The 25,643-nt window shown below is 52.5% G+C and carries 23 protein-coding genes; 13 read left to right on the forward strand and 10 right to left on the reverse strand.

Annotated elements, in window-relative coordinates; translation table 11 throughout:
- Positions 1-87: 87 nt before the first annotated feature.
- Positions 88-360: a Ni(II)/Co(II)-binding transcriptional repressor RcnR gene (rcnR, locus tag G8S19_RS04060; protein WP_003825567.1), complete on the forward strand. Its 273-nt coding sequence runs from the start codon at positions 88-90 to the stop codon at positions 358-360.
- Between the two features lie 52 nt (positions 361-412).
- On the opposite strand, the gene G8S19_RS04065 is transcribed toward rcnR, so the two are convergent.
- Positions 413-1,642 carry an amino acid permease gene (locus tag G8S19_RS04065; RefSeq protein WP_048213124.1) on the reverse strand — a complete coding sequence of 410 codons (1,230 nt, stop codon included), beginning with the start codon at positions 1,640-1,642 and terminating at the stop codon, positions 413-415.
- Between the two features lie 142 nt (positions 1,643-1,784).
- Entirely contained in the window at positions 1,785-2,240 is a 456-nt protein-coding gene (locus tag G8S19_RS04070; RefSeq protein ID WP_048213123.1) for a multidrug/biocide efflux PACE transporter, read from the reverse strand.
- Between the two features lie 101 nt (positions 2,241-2,341).
- On the opposite strand from G8S19_RS04070, the gene G8S19_RS04075 reads away from it, so the two are divergent.
- The 5 genes from G8S19_RS04075 (at position 2,342) to araE (ending at position 8,369) form a co-directional block, all read left to right on the forward strand.
- Positions 2,342-3,226, forward strand: a complete 885-nt coding sequence (locus G8S19_RS04075) for a LysR family transcriptional regulator (RefSeq protein WP_048213122.1) — start codon at positions 2,342-2,344, stop codon at positions 3,224-3,226.
- A gap of 102 nt (positions 3,227-3,328) precedes the next feature.
- Positions 3,329-4,507 (forward strand): acetyl-CoA C-acetyltransferase, encoded by a 1,179-nt coding sequence (locus G8S19_RS04080; protein WP_005123390.1) that lies wholly within the window; start codon positions 3,329-3,331, stop codon positions 4,505-4,507.
- A 470-nt stretch (positions 4,508-4,977) separates the two neighbouring features.
- Positions 4,978-5,814, forward strand: a complete 837-nt coding sequence (gene kduI, locus G8S19_RS04085) for a 5-dehydro-4-deoxy-D-glucuronate isomerase (RefSeq protein WP_005123391.1) — start codon at positions 4,978-4,980, stop codon at positions 5,812-5,814.
- 58 nt (positions 5,815-5,872) lie between these two features.
- Entirely contained in the window at positions 5,873-6,634 is a 762-nt protein-coding gene (gene kduD / locus G8S19_RS04090) for a 2-dehydro-3-deoxy-D-gluconate 5-dehydrogenase KduD (RefSeq protein WP_005123393.1), read from the forward strand.
- Positions 6,635-6,950: 316 nt separating this feature from the next.
- On the forward strand, positions 6,951-8,369 hold the full coding sequence (araE, locus tag G8S19_RS04095; RefSeq protein WP_003033926.1) for an arabinose-proton symporter AraE: 1,419 nt from the start codon (positions 6,951-6,953) through the stop codon (positions 8,367-8,369).
- Positions 8,370-8,465: 96 nt separating this feature from the next.
- Here araE and G8S19_RS04100 read toward each other — a convergent pair whose 3' ends face one another.
- Entirely contained in the window at positions 8,466-8,792 is a 327-nt protein-coding gene (locus G8S19_RS04100) for a cupin domain-containing protein (RefSeq protein ID WP_061068507.1), read from the reverse strand.
- Positions 8,793-8,933: 141 nt separating this feature from the next.
- On the opposite strand from G8S19_RS04100, the gene G8S19_RS04105 reads away from it, so the two are divergent.
- Positions 8,934-9,641: an aspartate/glutamate racemase gene (locus G8S19_RS04105; RefSeq protein WP_061068506.1), complete on the forward strand. Its 708-nt coding sequence runs from the start codon at positions 8,934-8,936 to the stop codon at positions 9,639-9,641.
- Here the strand turns inward: G8S19_RS04105 and G8S19_RS04110 are convergent.
- On the reverse strand, positions 9,613-10,548 hold the full coding sequence (locus G8S19_RS04110) for a LysR family transcriptional regulator (RefSeq protein ID WP_048213118.1): 936 nt from the start codon (positions 10,546-10,548) through the stop codon (positions 9,613-9,615). The two genes, G8S19_RS04105 and G8S19_RS04110, sit on opposite strands and share 29 nt — an antisense overlap.
- 117 nt (positions 10,549-10,665) lie before the next feature.
- Here G8S19_RS04110 and lysA point away from each other — a divergent pair, with 117 nt between their 5' ends.
- Complete coding sequence (gene lysA, locus G8S19_RS04115; protein ID WP_048213117.1) at positions 10,666-11,922, forward strand: diaminopimelate decarboxylase; 1,257 nt, start codon at positions 10,666-10,668, stop codon at positions 11,920-11,922.
- Positions 11,923-12,026: 104 nt separating this feature from the next.
- Here lysA and G8S19_RS04120 read toward each other — a convergent pair whose 3' ends face one another.
- Both G8S19_RS04120 and galR read right to left on the reverse strand, forming a co-directional pair.
- Positions 12,027-13,037, reverse strand: a complete 1,011-nt coding sequence (locus G8S19_RS04120) for a LacI family DNA-binding transcriptional regulator (protein WP_048213116.1) — start codon at positions 13,035-13,037, stop codon at positions 12,027-12,029.
- Between the two features lie 13 nt (positions 13,038-13,050).
- Positions 13,051-14,079 carry an HTH-type transcriptional regulator GalR gene (gene galR / locus G8S19_RS04125; protein WP_048213115.1) on the reverse strand — a complete coding sequence of 343 codons (1,029 nt, stop codon included), beginning with the start codon at positions 14,077-14,079 and terminating at the stop codon, positions 13,051-13,053.
- A 597-nt stretch (positions 14,080-14,676) separates the two neighbouring features.
- Here galR and aas point away from each other — a divergent pair.
- Both aas and lplT read left to right on the forward strand, forming a co-directional pair.
- Positions 14,677-16,836, forward strand: coding sequence for a bifunctional acyl-ACP--phospholipid O-acyltransferase/long-chain-fatty-acid--ACP ligase (gene aas / locus G8S19_RS04130; RefSeq protein ID WP_253686126.1), 2,160 nt, complete (start codon positions 14,677-14,679; stop codon positions 16,834-16,836).
- Complete coding sequence (lplT, locus tag G8S19_RS04135) at positions 16,829-18,022, forward strand: lysophospholipid transporter LplT (protein ID WP_253686128.1); 1,194 nt, start codon at positions 16,829-16,831, stop codon at positions 18,020-18,022. The genes aas and lplT overlap by 8 nt, the downstream gene beginning before the upstream one ends.
- An 82-nt stretch (positions 18,023-18,104) precedes the next feature.
- Here the strand turns inward: lplT and G8S19_RS04140 are convergent, their stop codons facing one another.
- The 4 genes from G8S19_RS04140 to mutH all read right to left on the reverse strand — a co-directional run bounded on the left by G8S19_RS04140 (position 18,105) and on the right by mutH (position 21,100).
- On the reverse strand, positions 18,105-19,145 hold the full coding sequence (locus G8S19_RS04140) for an NADP(H)-dependent aldo-keto reductase (RefSeq protein WP_048213112.1): 1,041 nt from the start codon (positions 19,143-19,145) through the stop codon (positions 18,105-18,107).
- A gap of 106 nt (positions 19,146-19,251) precedes the next feature.
- Positions 19,252-19,470 carry a lipoprotein YgdR gene (ygdR, locus tag G8S19_RS04145; RefSeq protein WP_005123410.1) on the reverse strand — a complete coding sequence of 73 codons (219 nt, stop codon included), beginning with the start codon at positions 19,468-19,470 and terminating at the stop codon, positions 19,252-19,254.
- Positions 19,471-19,616: 146 nt separating this feature from the next.
- On the reverse strand, positions 19,617-20,330 hold the full coding sequence (locus G8S19_RS04150; protein WP_040232169.1) for a TerC family protein: 714 nt from the start codon (positions 20,328-20,330) through the stop codon (positions 19,617-19,619).
- 74 nt (positions 20,331-20,404) lie between these two features.
- Positions 20,405-21,100: a DNA mismatch repair endonuclease MutH gene (gene mutH / locus G8S19_RS04155; protein ID WP_048213111.1), complete on the reverse strand. Its 696-nt coding sequence runs from the start codon at positions 21,098-21,100 to the stop codon at positions 20,405-20,407.
- Between the two features lie 684 nt (positions 21,101-21,784).
- Here mutH and rppH point away from each other — a divergent pair.
- The 3 genes from rppH to lgt all read left to right on the forward strand — a co-directional run bounded on the left by rppH (position 21,785) and on the right by lgt (position 25,640).
- Complete coding sequence (rppH, locus tag G8S19_RS04160) at positions 21,785-22,315, forward strand: RNA pyrophosphohydrolase (RefSeq protein ID WP_003825602.1); 531 nt, start codon at positions 21,785-21,787, stop codon at positions 22,313-22,315.
- A gap of 12 nt (positions 22,316-22,327) precedes the next feature.
- Positions 22,328-24,574, forward strand: a complete 2,247-nt coding sequence (gene ptsP / locus G8S19_RS04165) for a phosphoenolpyruvate--protein phosphotransferase (protein ID WP_115642935.1) — start codon at positions 22,328-22,330, stop codon at positions 24,572-24,574.
- A 190-nt stretch (positions 24,575-24,764) separates the two neighbouring features.
- Positions 24,765-25,640: a prolipoprotein diacylglyceryl transferase gene (gene lgt / locus G8S19_RS04170; RefSeq protein WP_048213109.1), complete on the forward strand. Its 876-nt coding sequence runs from the start codon at positions 24,765-24,767 to the stop codon at positions 25,638-25,640.
- Positions 25,641-25,643 lie beyond the last annotated feature (3 nt).

Below are 25,643 nucleotides of genomic sequence, written 5' to 3' on the forward strand. Positions count from 1 at the left end.
TCTACTCCCCCCCAGTATCAAATACTACCCCCCAGTAGAATGTCGATGGTATTGTCGCTACAGACAGACGTTAAAAAAGGTATTGCAATGTCACATACGATCCGCGACAAACAGAAGCTGAAAGCCCGAACCAGTAAGATTCAGGGCCAGGTAGCGGCGTTGAAAACCATGCTGGATGAACCGCATGAATGCGCGGCGGTATTGCAGCAAATAGCGGCGATCCGCGGTGCGGTAAATGGATTAATGCGCGAAGTGATTAAAGGTCATCTGACCGAGCACATTGTGCATCAGGGCGATGAAATAAAGCGTGAAGAGGATTTGGACGTTGTCCTGAAGGTACTGGATTCGTACATTAAGTAAGGCGGAGGGCGGCTCATCCACGCACTGATGAATGAGCCGTTGATAACGTCATTTAGCCAAAAAACATCACGGATACGCACAACAGACCGACAATCAACGTTATCAGGTTACCCACTGAACGGTACGGCTTCAGCGCCGGGATCAGATAGGTCGATAACGTCGGCATGATAAACAGAATCATGGCAATCAGCGGCCCACTGATCGCGTAAATCATTGAAATGGCATTAGGGTTAATGCAGCAGATGATAAACGTGATGCTTGAGACCAACATAATGGACAAAGCGCGGTTAAAGGCCCGGCTTTTCTTCACACCCACCTGATGCAACGATGTTTTTACTACCTCCGTTGCCCCTTCAATCACGCCAAAATAGGTGCCGAGGAACGATTTTGACATCGCCACGACGGCAACGATGATCCCGGAAATCGACAGCCATGCCGGTGCGTTAGGCATCATCGATAGTGCTGACAGAATGGTCACGCCTTCATTTTTTGCATCCTCGATATAGTTTGTCGGAATCGAAAGCAAACAGCTGAAAACGAAAAACAGCACGCTCAGGCAGATGATGACGTAGGCTACCTTCATGATTTTTTTGCATTTACCCATGGCCTGCTCGCCATATTTCTCACGTCGATCAATGGCGAACGTGGAGATAATTGGCGTATGGCTAAAAGCGAAAACCATCACGGGAATAGATATCCAAACCTGATGAAGCGTGTGCTGATCGACAGACATCTGGCCGGTGAGTAGCGTTGGCTGCCAGCTTCCGGTCAGGTAGAGCGAAAGGAATAAAAAATACGCGATGAGCGGGAACACCAGAAAGCCCATTACCCGGATGGTGGCCTGGCGACCCATCAGAAAAATTAAATTCAGCACCAGTACCACGCCGAGACTTACCAGCATGCGAATGCGTAGATCAATCTCGATATGTTTTGCCAACTGTTCGGTGAGTGAATTGGTTATCGCCACGGCGTAGATCAGCACCACCACAAAGAAGGCAATAAAATAAAGCGTCGTGATCAGGCTGCCTATCTTCTTGCCATAGTAGTGGGTGACCGCGCCGGTGATCCCTTCACCTGCAGAGGTTTTTGACGACAGGATAAACTGGCACAGCGCCTTGTGCGGCCAGTAGGTTAAAGGCCAGGCGACGAGTGCGGTGATAAACAGCACCACCGCGCCTGCAGAACCCAGCTGTATGGGAAGGAAGAGGGTTCCTGCGCCGACGGCAGTCCCATATAGTGCGAAGCTCCAGAGAGTCTCTTCTTTTGACCAAAATTTCGACATTATTTGAACGTATCAACTATAAAATAAACAAAAAGAAGCGCAATTTACCACAAATGAGAGGGGCTGGGGGAGGTGTGAACAAGTGGGCTGGTGAATGGATGAATAGCCGGAATTGAGAAAATTCCGGCTATTGTTTGAATTATCAGGCAGTAACGCGCTGCTGGCGACGCTTCATAACACGCTCGCGTAACGTGTCATATGCCCAGTTATAGAACATGGTGTACGGCAGGAAGAACAGGAAGAAACCTATTTCCAGCGTGAATGCCTGAAACAGGCTGACGTTCAGCACATACGCCACGATGCTCACCCCGATCACAATAAAACCACTCTCAAAACCTAACGCGTGGAATGCGCGTACTTTCGCCGTACGTTTCACCAGATGTGACGGCCATAAGCGGTCAAACAGGGCGTTATATATGATATTCCAGATCATCGCTGTCGTTGCCAGCAGAATGGTCAGCCCGCCCATTTCCAGTACCGAGCGCTGCATCAACCATGCGGTGGTTGGTGCGAGAACAGCGGTGGCAATGCCTTCAAAGCAGACGGCATGAAAAATGCGCTCCATTAACGAGCGACGTTGGACTGTATCGTGTTGCATAACCTAAAACCTTCTTTGATGCCCGGATAACGGAATGGTGGCAATTTTATCGTTTTATGTGATATCTAAAAGATAGTATCCATCGATAAAGTAGATAGTTCATGCGTTACTCTCCTGAAGCGTTAACGGCATTTGTAGAGACCGTTTCCTGCGGCTCATTTTCTGCTGCGGCTCGTCGGTTGCGCAAAAGCCAGTCCACCATCAGTACGGCCATTGCGCATCTGGAAGCCGACCTTGGTTTTGCGCTGTTTGACCGTTCATCACGCCAGCCAACGCTGACCGAAGAAGGTAAGCGGGTGCTGGGTTATGTGCAGGCCATTCTGTCAGCGAGCGATCGTCTGGACGAAGCGGCGATTTCGCTGTCGGGTGAAACGGAAGCGCGTTTGACCTTCGTGTTGTCAGATACGCTGCATCCGGATGTGCTGGAAGAACTGATGGTGCAGTTTGACCGTAAGTTTCCCCATACCGAGTTTGAATGTCTGATTGGTGAAGACGAGGACGTGATCGATCTGCTGCAAAAAGGACGTGCTCAGGTGGGGTTGATCGAAGCGCGGGAGGATTACCCGACCGACATGGGCGTCACGCGCCTGCCGATGCAAACCTGGATGGGATTATATGTTGCGGCTTCGCATCCGCTGGCGGCGCAGGAAAAACTGCAGTGGGAACAGCTGCATACCTGGCGCGAGCTGCGTCTGAACACCTATCTGGAAAGCCGTACCAACGTGGCGCGCGGCCCTGTGTGGTCTGCTCCCAACTATTTGTTGCTGCTGAGTATGGCGGTTCAGGGATTCGGCTGGTGCGCGCTGCCTTGCGCGCTGGTAGAAGAATTTGCCGCAGAAAAGCCGCTGGTTCCATTGACGCTGCCCGGTTGGCCAAAGGCTATCTCTATCGATCTGTTGTGGAATAAGAAATCCCCGCCAGGCGTGGCGGGAAGTTGGCTGCGCGACCATTTACAGCAGAGTGGCGTTCAGATGACCAATAAATGATACGAATTTCCTTTGTGATAAAAATCACCGTTTTTAAACAACCTTGATAACTCTTTTTAACAATCATCTACTATTGCGGTGTTATTTTGCGCTGAGGTGGTGATGAAAGAGGTTGTGATAGTCGGGGCGTTAAGGACACCGATTGGCTGCTTCCAGGGGACGCTGGCGCGCCACTCTGCCGTTGAATTAGGCAGCATGGTAGTCAGGGCGTTACTGGAACGCACGGGCGTGGACGTTCACGCCGTGGATGAAGTGATCCTCGGACAGGTGCTTACCGCAGGTGCCGGGCAGAACCCGGCGCGTCAGTCTGCCATCAATGGCGGGTTGCCTAATACCGTTTCCGCCATCACCATTAACGATGTCTGCGGTTCGGGTCTGAAAGCGCTGCATCTGGCGACCCAGGCTATCCAGTGCGGCGAAGCTGACATTGTGATTGCGGGTGGGCAAGAGAATATGAGCCGCGCCCCGCATGTCCTGACTGACAGTCGCACCGGGGCACAACTGGGTAACAGTCAACTGGTCGACAGCCTGGTGCATGACGGTCTGTGGGATGCCTTCAACGATTATCACATGGGCGTTACCGCGGAAAACCTGGCACGGGAATATGGTATCAGCCGCGAATTACAGGACGCCTACGCGCTTCATTCGCAGCACAAAGCGCGGATGGCAATTGATGCCGGGCGCTTTAAAGATGAGATCGTGCCGGTAGTGACCCAGCGTAACGGGCAATCCTTTGTGGTGGATACCGACGAGCAGCCGCGCACCGATGCCAGCGCCGAAGGGCTGGCGCGTCTGGATCCTACCTTCGACAGACTCGGTTCGGTCACGGCGGGCAACGCGTCATCTATCAATGATGGCGCTGCCGCGGTGATGATGATGAGCGAAGCCAAAGCGCAGGCGCTGAATTTACCCATACTGGCGCGCATTCGCGCCTTTGCCAGCGTCGGTGTCGATCCTGCGCTCATGGGGATAGCTCCGGTATACGCGACGCGTCGCTGCCTTGAGCGCGTCGGCTGGCAACTGGCGGATGTCGATTTGATTGAAGCCAATGAAGCCTTCGCCGCGCAGGCATTATCCGTTGGGAAAATGCTGGAATGGGACGAGCGTCGGGTGAATGTGAACGGCGGAGCCATTGCGCTCGGTCATCCGATTGGCGCATCAGGCTGCCGGATTCTGGTTTCACTGGTACATGAAATGGTGAAGCGTCGGGCGCATAAAGGGCTGGCAACGTTATGTATCGGCGGCGGCCAGGGGGTGGCACTCGCTATCGAACGAGATTAACGATCTTACATTTACCGTCTTAAACGCCTTTCTAAGTGTTTTCCCTGCACCTGTAAAAAAGCCCTCCAGCAGGAGGGCAAGGCCAGTTACAGAAACATACACTCTAAACACAGTCAACTTATCAAAACATTGTTTCATTTCATGTGATTAACTGCGCACTTTGTTAGAAAAGGTGTCTTATCGGCCTATAAACTCGGCTGAATTTTCCATTTTTTATCCCCACCTCTAGTGAATGAATAAATTTATCTTATTGTTATTAAATGATTTTATTTAAACCTATTTCGCTATTTATACGCGCTGGCGTGATCGCACTTACACTTTTGATAATAAGATGCGGAAAAAGTGAAACATCGTTTTAGTTATAATTGAAAACCCGTCCCGGGAGGGATATCATGAACGCATTAGGTAAAACGGAACGGCGTTTTGCTATCGCTCAAGAATTCACGGTCAATTTATCACTGGAGGTAAATGTGGACGTAAGACAAAGCATCCATAGTGCGCATGCGAAAACCCTGGATACCCAGGCGCTGCGTAATGAGTTTTTGGTAGAAGAAGTGTTTGTCGCAGATGAATACACCATGGTCTACAGCCACATCGACCGCATCATTGTTGGCGGCATTATGCCTGTGGGCAAAACCGTCTCTGTGGGTGGTGAAGTTGGCAAACAGCTGGGCGTAACCTACTTCCTGGAGCGTCGTGAGTTAGGCGTGATCAACATCGGTGGACCGGGCACGATTACCGTTGACGGTCAGTGCTATGAAATTGGTCATCGCGATGCGCTGTATGTCGGTAAAGGGGCAAAAGAAGTTGTTTTTGCAAGCATTGACCCTGCAAAACCCGCCAAGTTCTATTATAACTGCGCGCCGGCACACATGACTTATCCAACCAAAAAAGTGACCCCAGCCGACGTTGCGCCAGTGACGTTGGGTGATGATCTCACGAGTAACCGCCGTACCATCAACAAGTATTTTGTGCCGGACGTACTGGAAACCTGCCAACTGAGCATGGGCCTGACCGAACTGGCACCGGGTAACCTGTGGAACACCATGCCGTGCCATACCCATGAACGCCGTATGGAAGTCTATTTCTACTTCAATATGGAAGAGGACACCTGTGTCTTCCACATGATGGGGCAGCCTCAGGAAACGCGTCATATAGTGATGCACAACGAGCAGGCGGTGATTTCTCCGAGCTGGTCAATTCACTCCGGCGTCGGCACAAAAGCGTATACGTTCATTTGGGGCATGGTCGGCGAAAACCAGGTCTTTGATGATATGGACCATGTTGCAGTCAAAGATCTGCGCTAGTTGCGGGCGACAGCCTTGCCTGCCTGTGGCGGGCATTATAAAAATTTAAGGATTTACAATGATTTTGAATGCATTCTCTCTTGAAGGTAAAGTCGCCGTTGTGACGGGTTGTGACACCGGTCTGGGTCAGGGTATGGCGCTGGGCCTGGCGGAAGCGGGCTGCGATATCGTGGGTATCAACATTGTTGAGCCGACTGAAACCATCGAACGTGTTACCGCCCTGGGCCGCCGTTTTTTAAGCCTGACCGCCGATCTGCGTCAGATTGATGGTATTCCGGCACTGCTGGAGCGTGCGGTCGCAGAATTCGGTCATATCGACATTCTGGTCAACAACGCCGGTCTTATCCGTCGTGAAGATGCTATCGACTTCAGCGAAAAAGACTGGGACGACGTGATGAACCTGAACATTAAGAGCGTGTTCTTCATGTCTCAGGCGGCGGCGAAGCACTTTATCGCGCAGGGTAATGGCGGCAAAATTATCAACATCGCCTCTATGCTCTCCTTCCAGGGCGGCATCCGAGTGCCGTCTTACACCGCGTCTAAAAGCGGCGTAATGGGCGTCACCCGTCTGATGGCCAACGAGTGGGCAAAACATAACATCAACGTGAATGCGATCGCGCCGGGTTATATGGCGACCAATAACACGCAGCAACTGCGTGCTGATGAGCAGCGTAGCGCCGAAATTCTCGATCGTATCCCGGCGGGCCGTTGGGGTCTGCCAAGCGATCTGATGGGGCCAGTAGTGTTCCTGGCGTCCAGCGCATCTGACTATATCAACGGCTATACCGTTGCGGTAGACGGCGGCTGGCTGGCGCGTTAATTTACCGTCCAGCATCAACAAACCCTGCCAATGGCAGGGTTTTTTTTGGTGTTAAGTTATTTTAGTCCATATTCTGTTTATAAATTAATCCATACATAATTATATATATATGGGTTGGCAATAATTAATACTCTTTAATATCAGTGCATTAAATTTAATTGAGTAATTAGCGATAAATTTTAAAATTGGAATATCCATCACATAACGATGTGGTGCAGCAATTTTATCCATGTTTTTGCCGTTTCCCGCCTGACGCTTCCTGCAAGGGATCCCTTACTTTCATCGACATGGCTTACTCTGTATCTGGCAGGAAAAAATGGTCTCAATAAATAATGATGCTGCTTTAGCGCCGCGCCCAGTGCGCGATACGCGACGTATGAATATGTTTGTTTCTATCTCTGCGGCTGTCGCAGGGTTGTTATTCGGCCTGGATATCGGCGTGATTGCCGGGGCGTTGCCTTTCATCACCGATCACTTTGTGTTGACCAGCCGCCTGCAGGAGTGGGTGGTCAGCAGCATGATGCTGGGCGCGGCAATTGGTGCGCTGTTTAACGGTTGGCTGTCATTCCGCCTGGGACGTAAATACAGTCTGATGGCGGGGGCGATCCTTTTCGTCGTCGGATCTCTGGGCTCGGCGTTTGCCTCCAGCGTAGAAATGCTCATTTTTGCCCGCGTGGTACTGGGCGTTGCGGTGGGGATCGCCTCTTACACCGCGCCGCTCTATCTCTCTGAAATGGCGAGCGAAAACGTGCGTGGCAAGATGATCAGTATGTATCAGCTGATGGTGACGTTGGGCATCGTTCTGGCCTTTTTGTCTGATACCGCGTTCAGCTACAGCGGTAACTGGCGCGCTATGCTGGGCGTGCTGGCGCTTCCGGCGGTGTTACTGATTATCCTGGTTGTGTTCCTGCCAAACAGCCCGCGCTGGCTGGCGGAGAAAGGCCGCCACATCGAAGCCGAAGAAGTATTGCGCATGCTGCGCGATACCTCAGAAAAGGCCCGTGATGAACTGAACGAAATTCGTGAAAGCCTGAAGCTGAAGCAGGGTGGTTGGGCGCTGTTTAAAATTAACCGTAACGTGCGCCGCGCGGTTTTCCTTGGGATGTTGTTGCAGGCGATGCAGCAGTTCACCGGGATGAACATCATCATGTATTACGCGCCGCGCATTTTCAAAATGGCGGGTTTTACCACCACAGAGCAGCAGATGATTGCCACGCTGGTGGTTGGCTTAACGTTTATGTTCGCTACCTTTATTGCCGTCTTCACGGTCGACAAAGCAGGACGTAAACCGGCGCTGAAAATTGGGTTCAGCGTAATGGCCATCGGGACGCTGGTGCTCGGATATTGCCTGATGCAGTTTGATAACGGCACGGCTTCCAGTGGACTATCCTGGCTGTCAGTTGGCATGACGATGATGTGTATTGCAGGCTATGCGATGAGCGCCGCGCCGGTGGTGTGGATCCTGTGTTCGGAAATTCAGCCGCTGAAATGTCGCGATTTTGGTATTACCTGCTCCACCACCACCAACTGGGTGTCGAACATGATTATCGGCGCAACGTTCCTGACGCTGCTCGACAGCATTGGCGCAGCCGGTACGTTCTGGCTTTATACCGCACTGAACGTCGTATTTATTGGTATTACCTTCTGGCTTATTCCTGAAACCAAAAACGTTACGCTTGAGCATATCGAACGTAAGCTGATGGCTGGCGAGAAGTTAAGAGATATTGGGGTGTAAGTAGTGAGGCGCAGTGTCGGATGACGTCTCGTGCAGGCCGGGTAAGCGTAAGCGATACCCGGCATTTTTGTATAACAAGGTTCGAGAATAGAGAGATTACGCCTGCAGGAAGTCTTCGCGTACCGGGGTGAAGGTATCGAGTAATGTTCCCGGCTGTAAACAGACGCAGCCGTGCATAATATTGGGTTGCTTGTACAGGGTGTCTCCTGCACTGACGACATGCTTTTCTTCCCCAATCGTAAATTCAAACTCGCCCGATAAAACGTACGTGAGTTGTTCATGCGGATGGCTGTGCATCGGGCCAACTGCGCCCTGCTCGAAATTGACTTCCACGGCCATCATTTTGCCATCGTGAGCCAGAATACGCCGGGTAACGCCGTTACCCAGATCTTCAAGCGTGGTTTCTTTATGAAAAATAAACATTCGATATCCTTGCAATAAAATGAAACATTATTTCATTAAATTTATATCAGAAAATAAAAAAAGGAAATGTGCGCCGGCAGATGTGGAAAGTTGATCACATCTTTGGTTCACTGGGAGGACAACCACGAATAAGGGTAAATGATGAAAACGATCGGTCTGTTAGGCGGAATGAGCTGGGAATCTACTATTCCTTATTATCGTCTGATTAATGAAGGGGTTAAGCAGAATCTGGGCGGTCTGCATTCTGCGAAAATTCTGCTGCACAGCGTCGATTTCCATGAGATTGAAGCGTGTCAGTCGAACGGTGACTGGCAGCGGGCAGGGGAGATCCTGGCGCAGGCAGCGGTGGGGTTACAGCAAGCGGGAGCTGAGGGAATTGTGCTGTGTACCAACACTATGCATAAAGTGGCCGAGGCCATTGAAACGGCCTGCGATGTCCCGTTTTTGCATATTGCCGATGCAACAGGTCGGGCCATACAACAACAGAAGATGAGTAACGTCGCGCTGTTGGGCACGCGTTACACCATGGAACAGGATTTCTATCGTGGGCGTTTACAGATGGAATTTGGCATTAGCACGTTAATCCCTGACGCTGACGACCGACAGAAAATAAACCAGATTATTTTCGAGGAACTGTGCCTTGGTGAATTTAGCGAAACTTCCCGCGATTATTACCTGAGCGTGATTGAGCGACTGGCTCGTCAGGGGGCACAAGGGGTGATCTTTGGCTGCACCGAAATTGGCCTGCTGGTTCCCACTGAAATGAGCCCGTTGCCGGTCTTCGATACCGCGGCGATCCATGCGCAGGATGCCGTGACGTTTATGCTTTCACCTGAGATTGCAAAATAGCCTCCAGCGGGTCAGTAAGCCGGTGGAGATGGGCCTGTAGATGTGCTGTAAAAGCATCAACCAGCGCGGATGCCGGGCGATGCAGTGGATGGATCAGGCTGACGGTAAAAGGCACCGAGACACTAAAACGCCGGATTACAATCCCGCTGCCTGCGTAATCCAGGGCGGTCAGCGGGTTCACTACCGAGATCCCCACGCCGGCACGTACCATCGCACAAATTGATGCGGCACTGTGCGTTTCTATGACCATTCGGCGCTTGACCTGATGATCATTAAACAGGGTATCCAGCAACTGGCGATAACTGTCGGTGCGCGACAGGCTGATATAGTTTTCCCCCTGAAAATCTTGCGGTGTTAATACTGCTTTCCCGGTCAGCGGATGTCCCTGCGGCAGCACGCAAACTTCATCCAGCGACAGTAATTCTGTGCGTTTAGTCCCGGCGGGGGTATGCAGGGTCTCAGTTAACCCGAGATCGTGGCGCTGTGCCGACAGCCACTCTTCCAGCAGCGGTGACTCCTGCGGCACTATCTGAATATTGACCTGCGGATAGCGCTCGAGAAATGGCTGCAGCAGCGGCGGTAAAAAGGACTGTGAGAACACTGGCAGGCAGACAATCGACAGCTCACCCTGACGAAATTCACGCAGGCTTTCGGCGGCGCTGACGATCCGGTCCAGGCCATACCACGAACGTTGCACCTCTTCAAACAGGCGTAGCCCCTGCACTGTGGGATGCAGCCGGCCACGCGTGCGTTCAAACAGCGTTAATCCCAGTACTTTCTCGAATCGGGCTAGTTCCCGACTGACGGTAGGCTGCGACGTGTGCAGCATCCGTGCGGCTTCCGTCAGGTTGCCTGCTGTCATAATGGCGTGAAAAATTTCAATGTGGCGCAAGTTAACGGCAGGCATCGGCGATCCTCAAATAAGCATTCCATATCATTTTTGCATAGACTCGCGATAAAACGATATTTTTTATTCTCTTCGGGCTGTGGCGTAATCATAAAAAAGCCAATACCGGAGCACGCCATGCCACGTCCACTCAACAGCACTGATACTGACCTGACCGCAGATAACCTGCTGCGTCTGCCCGCCGAATTCGGCTGTCCGGTATGGGTTTACGATGCGCAGATTATCCGCGCGCAGATAGCCAAACTGAGTCAGTTTGATGTGGTGCGTTTTGCCCAAAAGGCCTGCTCGAATATTCATATTTTGCGTCTGATGCGTGAGCAGGGCGTGAAGGTGGATTCCGTCTCGCTGGGTGAGATTGAACGTGCGCTGGCAGCAGGTTTTGTGCCGGAGAATGATGAAATCGTCTTTACCGCCGATATGATTGACCAGGCGACGCTGGCCCGGGTGCATGAGCTACGTATTCCAGTAAACGCCGGGTCGGTTGATATGCTGGAACAGCTGGGCCAGGTTTCGCCAGGGCATCGTGTATGGCTGCGCGTCAACCCCGGTTTTGGTCACGGGCATAGCCAGAAAACCAATACCGGCGGCGAGAACAGCAAGCACGGTATCTGGTATAGCGACCTTCCGGCGGCGCTGGAGGTGATTCAGCGTTATCAACTGAAACTGGTGGGCATTCACATGCATATCGGCTCCGGTGTGGACTACGGCCATCTGGAGCAAGTGTGTGGCGCGATGGTGCGTCAGGTTGTTGAATTAGGTCAGGATCTGGAGGCTATATCTGCGGGCGGAGGTTTGTCGATCCCATATCGCGAAGGAGAAGAGGCGATCAACACCGATCACTACTTCGGGCTGTGGAACGCCGCACGAGAGCAAATCGCCAAACATCTGGGGCATCCGGTGAAGCTTGAGATCGAGCCAGGACGTTTTCTGGTGGCCGAAGCGGGTGTGCTGGTGGCGCAGGTGCGCAGTGTGAAAGAGATGGGCAGTCGCCACTTCGTGCTGATCGACGCGGGCTTCAACGATCTGATGCGGCCAGCAATGTACGGCAGCTATCACCATATCTCCGCATTGGCCGGGGATGGTCGCTCGCTGGATAATGCGGCGCAGATTGAGACGGTGGTTGCCGGGCCGCTGTGCGAATCGGGCGATGTTTTTACCCAACAGGAAGGCGGTAAAGTCGAAACCCGTCTATTACCTGCGGTAGTGCCGGGAGATTACCTGGTATTGCATGATACCGGTGCGTATGGCGCGTCGATGTCGTCGAACTACAATAGCCGCCCGCTGCTGCCGGAGGTTCTGTTCGATAACGGCGTGGCGCGACTCATTCGCCGTCGTCAGACTATTGATGAGCTGTTAGCGCTGGAATTAATCTGAATACAGCGTTATGAAACGCCGGATGGCGCTATGCTTATCCTGCCTACGAAATAAACGGTGGGGTCTGTAGGCCGGATAAGCCGAAGCTGCCATCCGGCATCTGATTACGTGAAGTTCGGCCCCGTTGTCACCGATTCCCGTAACACCAGTTTGCCGGTAAACGGTGGGATCGGCTCCACGCTTTCGCCGTTGGCCAGACGGATAGCCTGATCGATTGCCGTGGTTATCATGGTATCGATCGGCAGATAAACGGTAGACAGCCCCGGCTCCAGCCATTTCGCGCTGGGCGCATCATCAAAACCAAACAACGAAACATCCTCGGGGATCTTTAGTCCTGCCTGATGTAATGCTTTCGATGCACCTAACGCCATGTCATCGTTACAGGCGAACAGCGCGCTGAATATCACTCCTTCATCCAACAGTTCACGACAGGCTTCATAGCCTCTGGTCATCGTTGAATCACCGTATTTGACCTTGGCGGGTTCCCAGGGAATACCGTTTTTTTCCAGCGCCTTACGATATCCCATTAACCGAGATTTACCGGTTGGTGTATGGCCGGGTACGGTGATGCAGGCAATATCACGATGTCCTTGCGAGATGAGGTAATCGACGGCCTGAAACGCCGCGTCTTCCTGTTCAAAGAAAATTGCGCGGTCGCGGGCCTGGCTGACGTCGCGGTTAATGACCAGCAATGGCATATCAATGCGGCTCATCAGCGACATAATCGCCTTTTCGCTCATGTAGCGGGTGTAGAGAATAATGGCGTCGCACTGTCGGTCGGCCAGCATTTGAACGGCTTCCTGCTCACGCTCTGGTGTGTCATGGCCGTCGGTGACAATCAGCTGTTTACCGTGAGACTCCGTCTGGCGCGATGCCTGTTGCAGCAGGCGACCAAAGTAGAATCCATCAAATGTAGATACCACTAAACCAATGCTGTTGCTGGTGCGGTTTGCCAGTGAGCGCGCTAAAAAATTAGGCCGATAATCTAATGCCTGCATGGCGTTGAAGACTTTCTGGCGCGTGCTTTCTTTAACCTGCCCCGTACCATTCAGTACGCGTGAAACGGTCGCTTTCGATACGCCAGCATGTCGTGAAACGTCTAACATCGTTGTCATGACGCAATCCTGATTAATCGTTTGACAAAGAATTTCCCGGCTCAGTCAGCGCCGAAACGGAATGCCGACGTACCAGCGTTGGGTTAAAGACGTGAGTGATTTCCGGGACCGGGCGTTTTTCGGCCAGCGCCAGCGCCAGTTCGGCGGCCTGGGTTGCCATCGTCACGATAGGGTAGCGTACCGTCGTCAGCCGTGGGCGCACGTAGCGTGAAACCAGTACATCATCAAAACCAATCAGCGAGATTTCTCCCGGCACATCAATGCCGTTATCATTTAATACACCCATAGCGCCCGCCGCCATTGAGTCGTTATAGCAGGCGATAGCCGTGAAGTTTTTGCCGCGACCAAGCAGCTCAGTCATTGCCTGCTCGCCGCCGCTTTCATCGGGCTCGCCAAACGTGACCAGTCGATCGTTTACCGGAATATTGCTTTCCGCCAGCGCGTCGTAATAGCCTTGCAAACGATCTTCCGCATCTGAAATGCTGTGGTTGGAACACAGATAACCGATGCGCGTATGGCCCTGCTGAATAAGATGACGGGTTGCCAGCCAGGCACCGTAACGGTCGTCCAGCGCAACGCAGCGTTGTTCGAATCCCGGTAAGATTCGATTGATCAGTACCATCCCGGGGATTTGTTTCATCAATGATGTCAGCTCGGCATCCGGGATAATTTTAGCGTGGACCACGAGGGCTGCGCAGCGGTGGCGAATAAGCTGCTCAATCGCCTGACGTTCCTTTTGCTCGTTATGGTAGCCGTTGCCAATCAGTAAAAAGTTACCGGTGTTATAGGCCACCTGCTCGACAGCTTTAACCATTGCCCCAAAGAACGGATCGGACACATCACCGACTACCAGACCGACGGTTTCAGTAGATTGTTGTGCCAGCGCACGCGCGTTGGCGTTGGGGTGGTAGCTGAGTGATTCCATTGCACTCATTACAGCCAGACGCGATGCTTCGCTGGCTTTGGGGGAGTCATTGATCACTCGAGAAACGGTGGCGACTGATACACCAGCTAGTCGGGCTACATCCTTTATGGTCGCCATGATAGTACCTGTTGTGGGTAAACGCTTACATCCCGCCAGTGTTACGGAAAACGGCTGTCTGTTCAAGCAGATTGCCCGTCAGGACGTCGCAAATGTGAGCGGACACGAGCGAAGTAAGACAGAAAATAGAAAATGAAAACCTTTGCTTACACTTTGCGATGTGCTGTTGCGATTGTTCGCTGGTGAGGGGAGAGAGCGGATTGATAGAGTTGGGATCCCAGAGGTATTGATAGGTGAAATCAACTTTCGGGTTGATCACAAAATTTACACCAGCCTGCGCAGATGCGCAGGTTTTTTTTTGCGTACGGCGTATCTGTAACAGTAACCGATAATTTACACAACTCGTTGCACTTGGGTTCATTCCTTTGCGTTTTCCAACTGGCGGAACGGTGCGGTGACGACCACAATCAAGATCCCAGAGGTATTGATTGGTGAGATTATTCGGTACGCACTTCGTACCTGTCTCTTGCACCGACCTGCGCGGATGCGCAGGTTTTTTTTCGGATTCTATTTACCCGTTATCTGTCGCGCCCATTCCCCAACTCGTATACTCTCCCATCATTGATGTTTATATAATTAATGGCACAGGGAGTTGAGATGCTATTTGGTTTTTTTCGAAATCTGTTTCGCGTGCTGTTTCGTGTTCGCGTCACGGGCGATGTCAGCGCGCTACGGGGAGAACGCGTCTTAATCACGCCCAACCATGTCTCATTTATCGATGGTATCCTGCTGGCGCTCTTTTTACCGATTCGCCCCGTTTTTGCCGTTTACACCTCGATCAGCCAGCAATGGTATATGCGCTGGCTCACTCCACTGATTGATTTCGTACCGCTAGACCCAACCAAACCGATGTCGATTAAACATCTGGTACGCCTGGTCGAGCAGGGGCGCCCGGTGGTTATTTTCCCGGAAGGACGTATTTCGACCACCGGTTCACTGATGAAAATCTACGATGGTGCCGGGTTCGTTGCCGCAAAATCAAAGGCGACGGTGGTGCCTGTGCGTATTGAAGGCGCGGAACTGACCCAATTTAGCCGCCTGAAAGGTCTGGTTAAACAGCGATTTTTTCCGCGTATTCAATTGCATATCCTGCCGCCGACCCAAATGCCGATGCCGGAAGCGCCGCGTGCTCGCGATCGCCGCAAAATCGCCGGTGAAATGCTGCACCAGATTATGATGGAAGCGCGTATGGCCGTCCGCCCGCGTGAAACGTTATACGAGTCGCTACTGGCGGCAAAATACCGGTTTGGCGCAGGCAAAAACTGCATTGAAGATGTTAACTTTACGCCGGACAGCTACCGCAAACTGCTGACGAAGACACTCTTTGTGGCTCGTATTCTGGAGAAATATAGCGCGGAAGGTGAAAAAATCGGCCTGATGCTGCCAAATGCGGGGATCAGCGCGGCGGTCATTTTTGGCGCCATTGCGCGTCGACGCATCCCGGCGATGATGAACTATACGGCGGGCGTGAAGGGATTAACCAGCGCCATTACAGCCTCTGAAATCAAAACGATCTTCACTTCCCGACAATTTCTCGATAAAGGCAAACTCTGGCATCTACCGGAACAGCTCACCCAGGTGCGCTGGGTGTATCTGGAAGATCTGAAGGCCGATGTGACCTTTGGCGATAAGCTGTGGATTTTTTCTCATCTGTTGGTGCCGCATCTGGCACAGGTGAAGCAGCAGCCGGAAGAAGCTGCGGTGATCCTCTTTACCTCAGGATCAGAAGGCCACCCGAAAGGTGTCGTACACAGCCATAAGAGCATTCTGGCGAACGTCGAGCAGATTAAGACGATTGCCGATTTCACTGCCGACGATCGCTTTATGTCAGCATTGCCGCTATTTCACTCTTTTGGCCTGACGGTAGGGTTATTCACGCCGTTGCTGACCGGTGCTGAAGTGTTTTTGTACCCCAGTCCGCTGCATTACCGCATCGTTCCTGAGCTGGTATATGACCGTAACTGCACCGTACTGTTTGGTACCTCAACGTTCCTCGGCAATTATGCGCGGTTTGCTCATCCGTACGATTTCCACCGTCTGCGCTATGTTGTTGCCGGAGCCGAAAAGCTGCAAGACAGCACAAAGCAGTTGTGGCAGGAGAAGTTTGGCCTGCGCGTCCTTGAAGGCTATGGCGTGACGGAATGTGCGCCGGTGGTGTCGATTAACGTACCGATGGCGGCGAAATCGGGAACGGTAGGGCGCATTCTGCCTGGTATGGATGCCCGACTGTTGGCGGTTCCTGGTATTGAAGATGGCGGGCGTTTACAGCTGAAAGGCCCTAATATTATGAGCGGCTATCTGCGCGTCGAAAAGCCAGGTGTACTGGAAGTCCCAACCGCAGAAAATGCGCAGGGTCAGATAGAACACGGCTGGTACGACACCGGTGATGTTGTACGCTTTGATGAAAATGGCTTTGTACAGATTCAGGGGCGTGCCAAGCGCTTTGCCAAAATTGCCGGTGAGATGGTGTCACTGGAGATGGTTGAACAGCTGGCGCTGGCAGTATCTGCTGACAAAATGCATGCCACGGCTATCAAGAGCGATGCCAATAAAGGGGAAGCGCTGGTGCTGTTTACTACCGACAGCGAGCTGACCCGTGAAAGATTACTCCAGTATGCGCGCATCCACGGCATTCCAGAGCTTGCCGTACCGCGTGATATCCGCCACCTGAAACAACTCCCTCTGCTCGGCAGCGGTAAGCCAGATTTTGTGACACTGAAAAACTGGGTCGATGAACCGGAAAAACAACATGCGTGAGTCAGTACACACTAGCACGTCAATCTGGTCAAAAGGGATGATGTCCGTTATCGCCGCGCAGTTTTTGTCAGCGTTTGGCGATAACGCGTTGTTGTTTGCTACCCTGGCTTTGCTCAAGGCGCAGTTCTACCCGGACTGGAGCCAGCCAATCCTGCAAATGGTGTTTGTGGGCGCTTACATTTTGTTTGCGCCGTTTGTTGGACAGGTGGCGGATAGCTTTGCCAAAGGCAGAGTGATGATGTTCGCCAACGGTCTCAAGCTGCTGGGCGCGGCGAGTATCTGTTTCGGCGTTAACCCATTTCTCGGGTATACGCTGGTGGGTATTGGCGCTGCGGCGTATTCTCCGGCCAAGTATGGCATTCTCGGTGAACTGACCACCGGCGACAAACTGGTGAAAGCCAACGGCCTGATGGAAGCTTCCACCATTGCCGCGATTTTGCTCGGTTCTGTCGCCGGCGGCGTTCTGGCCGACTGGCACGTGATTGCCGCGCTTTCTGCCTGTGCGCTGGCCTATGCTGGCGCAGTGGTCGCTAACCTGTATATCCCGAAACTGACCGCGGCTCGCCCTGGCCAGTCCTGGCATCTGGGGAAAATGACGCGCAGTTTCTTCTGTGCCGCCTCTTCGCTGTGGCGCAACGGTGAAACACGCTTCTCGTTGGTGGGAACCAGCCTTTTTTGGGGGGCGGGCGTTACGCTGCGTTTTCTGCTGGTACTGTGGGTTCCGGTGGCGCTCGGCATCACCGATAACGCCACGCCGACCTATCTCAATGCCATGGTAGCGATCGGGATTGTCGTCGGCGCGGGGGCGGCTGCGAAGCTGGTGACGCTGGAAACCGTGTCGCGTTGTATGCCTGCGGGGATCCTGATTGGCGTCGTGGTGCTGATTTTTTCTCTTCAACATTCGCTGCTTCCGGCCTACGCATTGCTGATGCTTATCGGCGTGTGTGGTGGGTTCTTTGTGGTGCCGCTGAATGCGTTGCTGCAGGAACGGGGTAAGAAAAGCGTCGGCGCAGGTAATGCGATTGCGGTGCAAAACCTGGGTGAAAACAGCGCGATGCTGTTGATGTTGGGTATTTACTCACTGGCGGTGCTGGTGGGGATTCCGGCGGTAGCGATTGGTATTGGGTTCGGTGCGCTGTTTGCGCTGGCGATTGCGGCGCTGTGGATTTGGCAGCGCCGCCATTAGTCTGTTATATGCTGTTGCAACCAGGCCTACAGGGAACGCTGTCTGTAGGCCTGATAAGCGCAGCGCCATCAGGCGCTAACTGTTAAGGTGCAGGATAGGTATACACCTGATGCACCGCTTCAATCTCTGCCAGCACTTCCTCGCTCAATTCCAGATACAGGCTTTCAACGTTGGTTTTTAGCTGCTCCATCGTCGTGGCACCCAGCAGTGTGCTGGCGACAAACGGCTGACGACGCACGAATGCCAGCGCCATTTGCGCAGGATCGAGGTTATGGCGTTTGGCGATATCCACATAGGCAGCTACCGCTTTTTGCGTTTGTTCGCTGCTGTAGCGCGTAAAACGGCTAAACAGCGTATTGCGTGCGCCGGCAGGTTTCGCACCGTTCAGGTATTTACCGGTTAAGGTGCCAAAACCAAGGCACGAGTAGGCCAGTAGCTCAACGCCTTCATACTGGCTCACTTCGGCCAGTCCAACTTCAAAGCTGCGGTTTAGCAGGCTGTACGGGTTCTGGATAGTGGCGATACGCGGCAGGTCATGTTTGTCTGCCAGGTGCAGATAACGCATTACGCCAAACGCGGTTTCGTTGGAAACACCGATGTAACGAATCTTACCTGCACGCTGAAACTCTGCCAGCGCGTCCAGCGTATCCAGTAGGGAAACGACCGGCGCGGAGTCCGTCCAGCTATATCCCAGCTTACCAAAGCAGTTGGTCGGACGCTGCGGCCAGTGGACCTGATAGAGATCGAGATAATCGGTCTGCAGTCTTTTCAGACTGTCGTGCAGTGCCTCACGGATGTTTTTACGATCCAGCGCCTGATTCGGTCGAATGCCGCTGTCGTTGTTACGTGATGGTCCACTGACCTTCGACGCCACGATTAGCTTTTCGCGGCTGCCGTGTTTGGCGAGCCAGTTGCCCACGTAAGTTTCGGTGAGTCCCTGGGTTTCTGGACGAGGCGGTACCGGATACATCTCGGCAACGTCGATTAAATTTATGCCTTGTGCAACGGCATAGTCGAGCTGTGCATGTGCGTCGGCTTCGCTGTTTTGTTCACCAAACGTCATTGTGCCCAGCCCCAGTGTACTGACTTCCAGCGAGCTGTGGGGTATACGGTGATATTGCATAGCCGTTTCCTTTTTATAATCACGACATAAGGATTATAAAAATGGCTGAGGGAAGGGAAAAAGGGAAGCAAAATTGTTAAGGCCAGCGCGCTGCTGACCTTAACCATCAACGCTCAATGATTTGAGAGACTTCGTCGCGGTTAATTTGCATCGCATTGCCTTGCTGATCGTGGTAACTCACCAGACCGGTATCATCGTCAATTTCTGGTTTACCATCGGTCAGGATCATTCGACCATCTTTTGTTGCCATCACATAATCACTGCTGCATCCGGAAACGGCAAAAGCCAGCCCGACGGCGGAAATTAAAACTGCCCATTTTTTCATCTGCTTATCCTCACATGGCCTGCGTCTGACACTAGTTTAGTAATAACGCGAAGTTGTGCAGGACGAAAGCAGTAAAATCTTAATCTGTGAGAGAAGGAAGGTGCGCGGGGAGTATTCGCTCCCCATGGGGGGAGCGATAGTGTCAGTCAGAGTGGATTTTTTTTATTGCGCCACAGGTTCAGGGTCTCTACAGCGATAGAGAAGAACATAGCGAAGTAAATGTATCCTTTCGGAACATGGACATCGAAGCTTTCCAGGATTAGCGTGAAGCCAACCAGTATCAGGAAAGAGAGTGCCAGCATTTTTACCGAAGGGTGACGATCAACAAACTCACCGATTGGGCGGGCTGCAAACATCATTACGCCCACGGCAATCACGACGGCTGCCATCATAATAAACAGATGATCGGACAAGCCTACTGCGGTGATTACTGAGTCCAGACTGAAGATAATATCCAACAGCATGATCTGCACAATCGCGCCCAGGAAAGAAGAGACGCGGGTTTTCAGTCCTTCCTCTTCGCCCTCAATGGACTCGTGGATCTCTTTACTCGCTTTCCAGATCAGGAACAATCCGCCGAGCAGAAGGATCAGATCGCGTGCTGAAATCGCCTCGCCAAACAGTTCGAATAACGGGTTAGTGAGCCGCGTTACCCAGGCGATGGATGCCAGCAGCGCCAGACGCATCACCATCGCTGCCGCCAGCCCGATTCGTCGGGCATGATTGCGTTGTGCTGTTGGGAGTTTTGCTACAACCAGAGAAAGGAAAATAATATTGTCGATCCCGAGAACGATCTCCAGCAGCGTCAGCGTACCGAGCGCCAGCCAGGCGTTAGGATCGGTTATCCATGCAAATAACATCAAACAAAGTCCTGCCAAAAAAAAGAAGCGGTAATTATAGGCGCGTAACGCGACGGGCGAAAGGTCAGGGTGTGTTATTGAGCCTGGAATAGAAAATGCCGTTCCAGCAATGCGCGGGTGAAGTTCTTTTTCAGGTAAAACCCGCGGGGCAGAGTCAGGATCGGTTCGCCATGGGCGCCAATGGCCTCGGTCAGCGCCCGGGCGTTAGCGGCTTTAGGACGCAGTTGCAGCACTTCCCCATGGCGAGCGGTGATGCGTTCGACGTGGCCTAGCACTATCATGTCCATCAACTCTTCCCAGTCCAGACGCAGTTGTCGATCTTCCTCTTCATTCGGACTCCACAGCAACGGAGAGCCAACGCGCCGTTCAGCCACAGGGATGCTGCGTTCACCTTCTACGGGTATCCACAACACGCGTTTAAGCTTGTGTCGAACATGGCTGGTTTCCCAGGTCACGCCGGTATTACCGGTTAACGGTGCCACGCAGACAAAGGTCGTTTCCAGCGGTCTGCCAAGGCTATCTACAGGGATCGTTTTTAACTCCACACCCAGCGCGGCAAAATCCTGCTCCGGTTTACTGCCCGCACTGGCCCCAAGCCAAATTTCCAGCAGCACGCCAATCCAGCCTTTGTCCCGCTTCAGATCCTTTGGCGCGACGAGTCCTGCCATCGCCGACAGTTCTCCCAGCGTGTAGCCCGAAAGTTGCCGTGCCTGGTGCAGCAACTGGGCTTCGGATTCAGGCGGAGAAATCAATGGATGGAGTTCTGGCATCAGGGTTACCCTTGGGTTAAAAAATGAGCAATGATTTTATACCGTGTGGACAGAGTTTATCTTTTTCCACATGCTTTATCCAATTGCATGATTTATAGTGGTTTTTATATTTTGATGTAAAGGGTTGCGCAACAGAAAACCGGGTTTTCCAATTCTGGTCACTGACAATGAACAGGATCTTACACCATGTTATCCACAGAAAGATGGGATAACTGTGAAAAACCCCCACTACTGTTTCAATTTACAGCCTTGACGTGCGACGAAAATCGAATTTTCACACAAATTGTGCCTAACTTATTGGCATAATCTGTGGATAAAACCAACGCTGGTCGATCTTTCATCAGCTCGAAGATCGTATGCGTGACGTGCATCACATTTCTGCATGTTTAGCTACAGTTGTTGCTTTTAACTTAATGAATATATAAGACTATTTTTTGAGTGTGACGGATGTCTTATTCAGACTGCTCCGGGTTTTCCCATAGTAATTCCGTACTTCTTCACAACTATATCCACAGAAAAGGTGAATAAAATCGCCTATGTAGCATATCTTCTGTTTATAACTCGGCTCTTTGCTGTGAGTTATTCAATTGTTATTAGAATATCGCGCCCTTAACAGAGTGGTTTACCGCCCCTCTGGAGTGTGAAACAATCGTTTGTATATAAGGTTTATGTTGAGGTAGTCCGGTGATTGATGACGATGGCTACCGCCCGAATGTAGGGATAGTAATTTGTAACCGCCAGGGGCAGGTCATGTGGGCCCGGCGATTTGGTCAGCACTCCTGGCAATTCCCGCAAGGCGGGATAAATGCAGGAGAGACAGCAGAGCAGGCGATGTACCGGGAACTCTTTGAAGAAGTAGGTCTGAGTCGTAAAGATGTGCGGATCCTTGCTTCTACTCGTAACTGGTTGCGTTACAAGTTACCGAAACGTTTGGTGCGTTGGGACACAAAGCCGGTTTGTATCGGCCAGAAACAAAAATGGTTTCTTTTGCAGTTGGTCAGTAGCGATGCTGAAATCAATATGCAAACCAGCAGTACACCTGAGTTCGACGGCTGGCGCTGGGTGAGTTACTGGTATCCGGTTCGACAGGTGGTGTCATTTAAACGCGATGTCTATCGCAGGGTGATGAAAGAATTCGCAAGTGTTGTGATGGCGCTTCAGGAGAGCACTCCTAAGCCGCAAAGCGCACCTGCGTACAGACGTAAAAGAGGTTAAGCTACGCAAATTATGCTCACCCGCCTGCGCGAAATAGTCGAAAAGGTGGCCAGTGCCCCACGTCTCAATGAGGCGTTGAATATTCTGGTTACTGACATCTGTCTTGCGATGGATACAGAGGTCTGCTCGGTCTACCTGGCCGATCACGACCGACGCTGTTATTACCTGATGGCGACCCGAGGACTTAAAAAACCACGCGGTCGCACTGTTGCACTGGCGTTTGATGAAGGGATCGTTGGCCTGGTTGGCAGGCTGGCGGAACCTATCAACCTTGCCGATGCGCAAAAACACCCCAGCTTTAAATATATTCCTTCGGTGAAAGAAGAACGCTTTCGTGCGTTCTTAGGCGTACCGATCATCCAGCGACGCCAGTTATTAGGCGTCCTGGTGGTACAGCAACGTGAGTTGCGCCAGTACGACGAAAGCGAAGAATCTTTTCTGGTCACGCTTGCCACACAAATGGCCGCTATTCTGTCTCAGTCGCAGTTAACCGCGCTATTTGGGCAATACCGGCAAACGCGTATCCGCGCATTGCCTGCCGCCCCCGGCGTGGCGATCGCTGAAGGCTGGCAGGATGCCACGTTACCGCTGATGGAACAGGTGTATCAGGCTTCAACGTTGGATCCAGTGCTTGAGCGTGAACGTCTGACTGGCGCACTGGAAGAAGCCGCAAATGAATTTCGCCGCTACAGTAAGCGTTTTGCTGCCGGGGCACAGAAAGAGACGGCGGCAATTTTTGATCTCTATTCGCACCTGCTCTCCGATACCCGTCTGCGCCGCGAGTTGTTCGCGGAAGTGGATAACGGCTCGGTGGCCGAGTGGGCGGTTAAAACGATCATCGAGAAGTTTGCCGAACAGTTTGCCGCGCTAAGCGATAACTATCTCAAAGAACGCGCCGGGGATTTGCGCGCGTTGGGGCAGCGTCTGCTGTTCCATCTTGACGACTCTGTTCAGGGGCCGAATGCCTGGCCGGAACGTTTCGTGCTGGTGGCGGATGAGCTGTCTGCCACTACGCTGGCGGAACTTCCCCAGGACCGGTTGGTAGGGGTTGTCGTCAGGGATGGTGCCGCCAACTCTCACGCGGCGATTATGGTTCGTGCGCTGGGTATCCCGACCGTTATGGGGGCCGATATCCAGCCGTCGGTGCTGCATCGCCGCACGCTGGTGGTGGACGGTTATCGCGGTGAACTGCTGGTCGATCCGGAACCGGTATTGATTCAGGAATACCAGCGTCTTATCAGTGAAGAAATTGAGCTGAGCCGCCTGGCGGAAGACGACGTCAACCAGCCTGCACAGTTGAAAAGCGGCGAGCGCGTGAAGGTGATGCTCAATGCGGGTCTCAGCCCGGAACATGAAGAAAAGCTGGGTAGCAGGATCGACGGTATTGGCCTGTATCGCACCGAAATCCCGTTCATGCTGCAAAGCGGTTTTCCTTCGGAAGAAGAACAGGTTGCGCAGTATCAGGGTATGCTGCAGATGTTTAACGATAAGCCCGTAACTCTGCGTACGCTGGATGTCGGTGCCGATAAACAACTGCCCTACATGCCCATCAGTGAAGAGAACCCGTGCCTTGGCTGGCGAGGGATCCGCATAACGCTCGATCAGCCAGAGATCTTTTTGATCCAGGTTCGCGCCATGCTGCGTGCCAACGCGGCAACCGGCAACCTCAGCATTTTGCTACCGATGGTAACCAGCATTGATGAAGTGGATGAAGCGCGACGCCTGATAGAACGTGCCGGACGCGAAGTGGAAGAGATGATCGGCTACGAGATCCCAAAACCACGCATTGGCATCATGCTGGAAGTTCCGTCGATGGTGTTTATGCTGCCGCATTTAGCAAACAGGATCGATTTTATTTCGGTTGGGACCAACGATTTGACCCAGTATATTTTGGCAGTCGATCGGAACAACACACGCGTTGCCAGTATTTATGACAGCCTGCATCCGGGGATGTTACGTGCGCTGGCCATGATTGCGCAGGAGGCGGAGAAAAGCGGCATCGATTTGCGATTGTGTGGTGAAATGGCGGGTGACCCGATGTGTGTCACCATCCTTATTGGGCTTGGTTTCCGTCATTTATCGATGAACGGGCGTTCTGTAGCACGTGTGAAATACCTGCTGCGCCATATCGATTTTGACGAAGCGCAAACGCTGGCGCAGCGCAGCCTGGAAGCGCAACTGGCGACGGAAGTACGCCATCAGGTGGCGGCCTTTATGGAGCGCCGTGGCATGGGAGGATTGATTCGCGGAGGATTGTAGGCCTGATAAGCGTAGCGCCATCAGGCAATACGGGGGGTAAAGATTACCTATACAGATCTTTTACATCTTCCCGGCATCCGCTGCGATCCCCTTGTGCTATCATTCGCACCTTTGGAGCGCCTGCATTATGCAGGCGCGCTTATCAATTGCTGTCTGACTTCAGCGAAATAACAAGAACTTGTGGTGACAGATGACCAGTAGCTATCTGCATTTTCCGGATTTCGATCCGGTCATTTTCTCAATTGGACCCGTCGCGCTTCACTGGTACGGCATGATGTATCTGGTGGGGTTTATTTTCGCGATGTGGCTGGCGACGCGCCGGGCTAATCGCCCGGGCAGTGGCTGGACCAAAAACGAAGTAGAAAACTTACTTTATGCAGGCTTCCTCGGGGTCTTCCTCGGCGGGCGTATTGGCTACGTGCTGTTCTATAACTTCCCGCTGTTCCTTGATAACCCGCTGTATCTGTTCCGCGTCTGGGATGGGGGCATGTCCTTCCATGGCGGGCTTATCGGGGTGATTCTGGTGATGATTATCTTCGCCAAACGCACCAAGCGTACATTCTTCCAGGTCTCTGATTTTATTGCTCCACTGATTCCGTTTGGTTTGGGCGCAGGCCGCCTGGGTAACTTTATCAACGGTGAACTGTGGGGACGCGTTGACCCTAACTTTAAGTACGCCATGCTGTTCCCTGGCTCCCGCACTGAAGATATTTTATTGCTGCAAACCAATCCGCAGTGGCAGTCTATTTTTGACACATACGGCTCTTTGCCTCGCCATGCCTCACAGCTTTATGAGATGGCGCTGGAAGGGGTTGTGCTGTTTATCATTCTTAACCTGTTTATTCGCAAACCTCGTCCGATGGGCTCGGTTTCCGGTCTGTTCCTGATTGGCTATGGCGCGTTTCGTATTATCGTCGAATTCTTCCGCCAGCCGGATGCGCAGTTTACCGGCACATGGGTCCAGTACATCAGCATGGGGCAGATCCTGTCTATCCCGATGATTGTCGCAGGTATTATTATGATGGTTTGGGCGTACCGTCGCAGCCCGCAGCAACACGTTTCCTGAGGA

The organism is Citrobacter sp. SX206 (assembly GCF_024181025.1).
GTDB classification, from domain to species: Bacteria; Pseudomonadota; Gammaproteobacteria; order Enterobacterales; family Enterobacteriaceae; genus Citrobacter; species Citrobacter youngae.

Excerpts from the sequence above, each read along its gene's own strand:
- mutH (WP_048213111.1), bottom strand. The coding sequence starts at position 21,100 with ATGCCAGAACTCCATCCATTGATTTCTCCGCCTGAATCCGAAGCCCAG.
- ygdR (WP_005123410.1), bottom strand. The coding sequence starts at position 19,470 with ATGAAAAAATGGGCAGTTTTAATTTCCGCCGTCGGGCTGGCTTTTGCC.
- ptsP (WP_115642935.1), top strand. The coding sequence starts at position 22,328 with ATGCTCACCCGCCTGCGCGAAATAGTCGAAAAGGTGGCCAGTGCCCCA.
- G8S19_RS04105 (WP_061068506.1), top strand. The coding sequence starts at position 8,934 with ATGAAAACGATCGGTCTGTTAGGCGGAATGAGCTGGGAATCTACTATT.
- G8S19_RS04075 (WP_048213122.1), top strand. The coding sequence starts at position 2,342 with ATGCGTTACTCTCCTGAAGCGTTAACGGCATTTGTAGAGACCGTTTCC.
- G8S19_RS04120 (WP_048213116.1), bottom strand. The coding sequence starts at position 13,037 with ATGACAACGATGTTAGACGTTTCACGACATGCTGGCGTATCGAAAGCG.
- rcnR (WP_003825567.1), top strand. The coding sequence starts at position 88 with ATGTCACATACGATCCGCGACAAACAGAAGCTGAAAGCCCGAACCAGT.
- aas (WP_253686126.1), top strand. The coding sequence starts at position 14,677 with ATGCTATTTGGTTTTTTTCGAAATCTGTTTCGCGTGCTGTTTCGTGTT.
- araE (WP_003033926.1), top strand. The coding sequence starts at position 6,951 with ATGGTCTCAATAAATAATGATGCTGCTTTAGCGCCGCGCCCAGTGCGC.
- G8S19_RS04100 (WP_061068507.1), bottom strand. The coding sequence starts at position 8,792 with ATGTTTATTTTTCATAAAGAAACCACGCTTGAAGATCTGGGTAACGGC.
- galR (WP_048213115.1), bottom strand. The coding sequence starts at position 14,079 with ATGGCGACCATAAAGGATGTAGCCCGACTAGCTGGTGTATCAGTCGCC.
- G8S19_RS04140 (WP_048213112.1), bottom strand. The coding sequence starts at position 19,145 with ATGCAATATCACCGTATACCCCACAGCTCGCTGGAAGTCAGTACACTG.
- lysA (WP_048213117.1), top strand. The coding sequence starts at position 10,666 with ATGCCACGTCCACTCAACAGCACTGATACTGACCTGACCGCAGATAAC.
- lplT (WP_253686128.1), top strand. The coding sequence starts at position 16,829 with ATGCGTGAGTCAGTACACACTAGCACGTCAATCTGGTCAAAAGGGATG.
- G8S19_RS04070 (WP_048213123.1), bottom strand. The coding sequence starts at position 2,240 with ATGCAACACGATACAGTCCAACGTCGCTCGTTAATGGAGCGCATTTTT.
- lgt (WP_048213109.1), top strand. The coding sequence starts at position 24,765 with ATGACCAGTAGCTATCTGCATTTTCCGGATTTCGATCCGGTCATTTTC.
- G8S19_RS04065 (WP_048213124.1), bottom strand. The coding sequence starts at position 1,642 with ATGTCGAAATTTTGGTCAAAAGAAGAGACTCTCTGGAGCTTCGCACTA.
- G8S19_RS04080 (WP_005123390.1), top strand. The coding sequence starts at position 3,329 with ATGAAAGAGGTTGTGATAGTCGGGGCGTTAAGGACACCGATTGGCTGC.
- G8S19_RS04110 (WP_048213118.1), bottom strand. The coding sequence starts at position 10,548 with ATGCCTGCCGTTAACTTGCGCCACATTGAAATTTTTCACGCCATTATG.
- G8S19_RS04150 (WP_040232169.1), bottom strand. The coding sequence starts at position 20,330 with ATGTTATTTGCATGGATAACCGATCCTAACGCCTGGCTGGCGCTCGGT.
- kduD (WP_005123393.1), top strand. The coding sequence starts at position 5,873 with ATGATTTTGAATGCATTCTCTCTTGAAGGTAAAGTCGCCGTTGTGACG.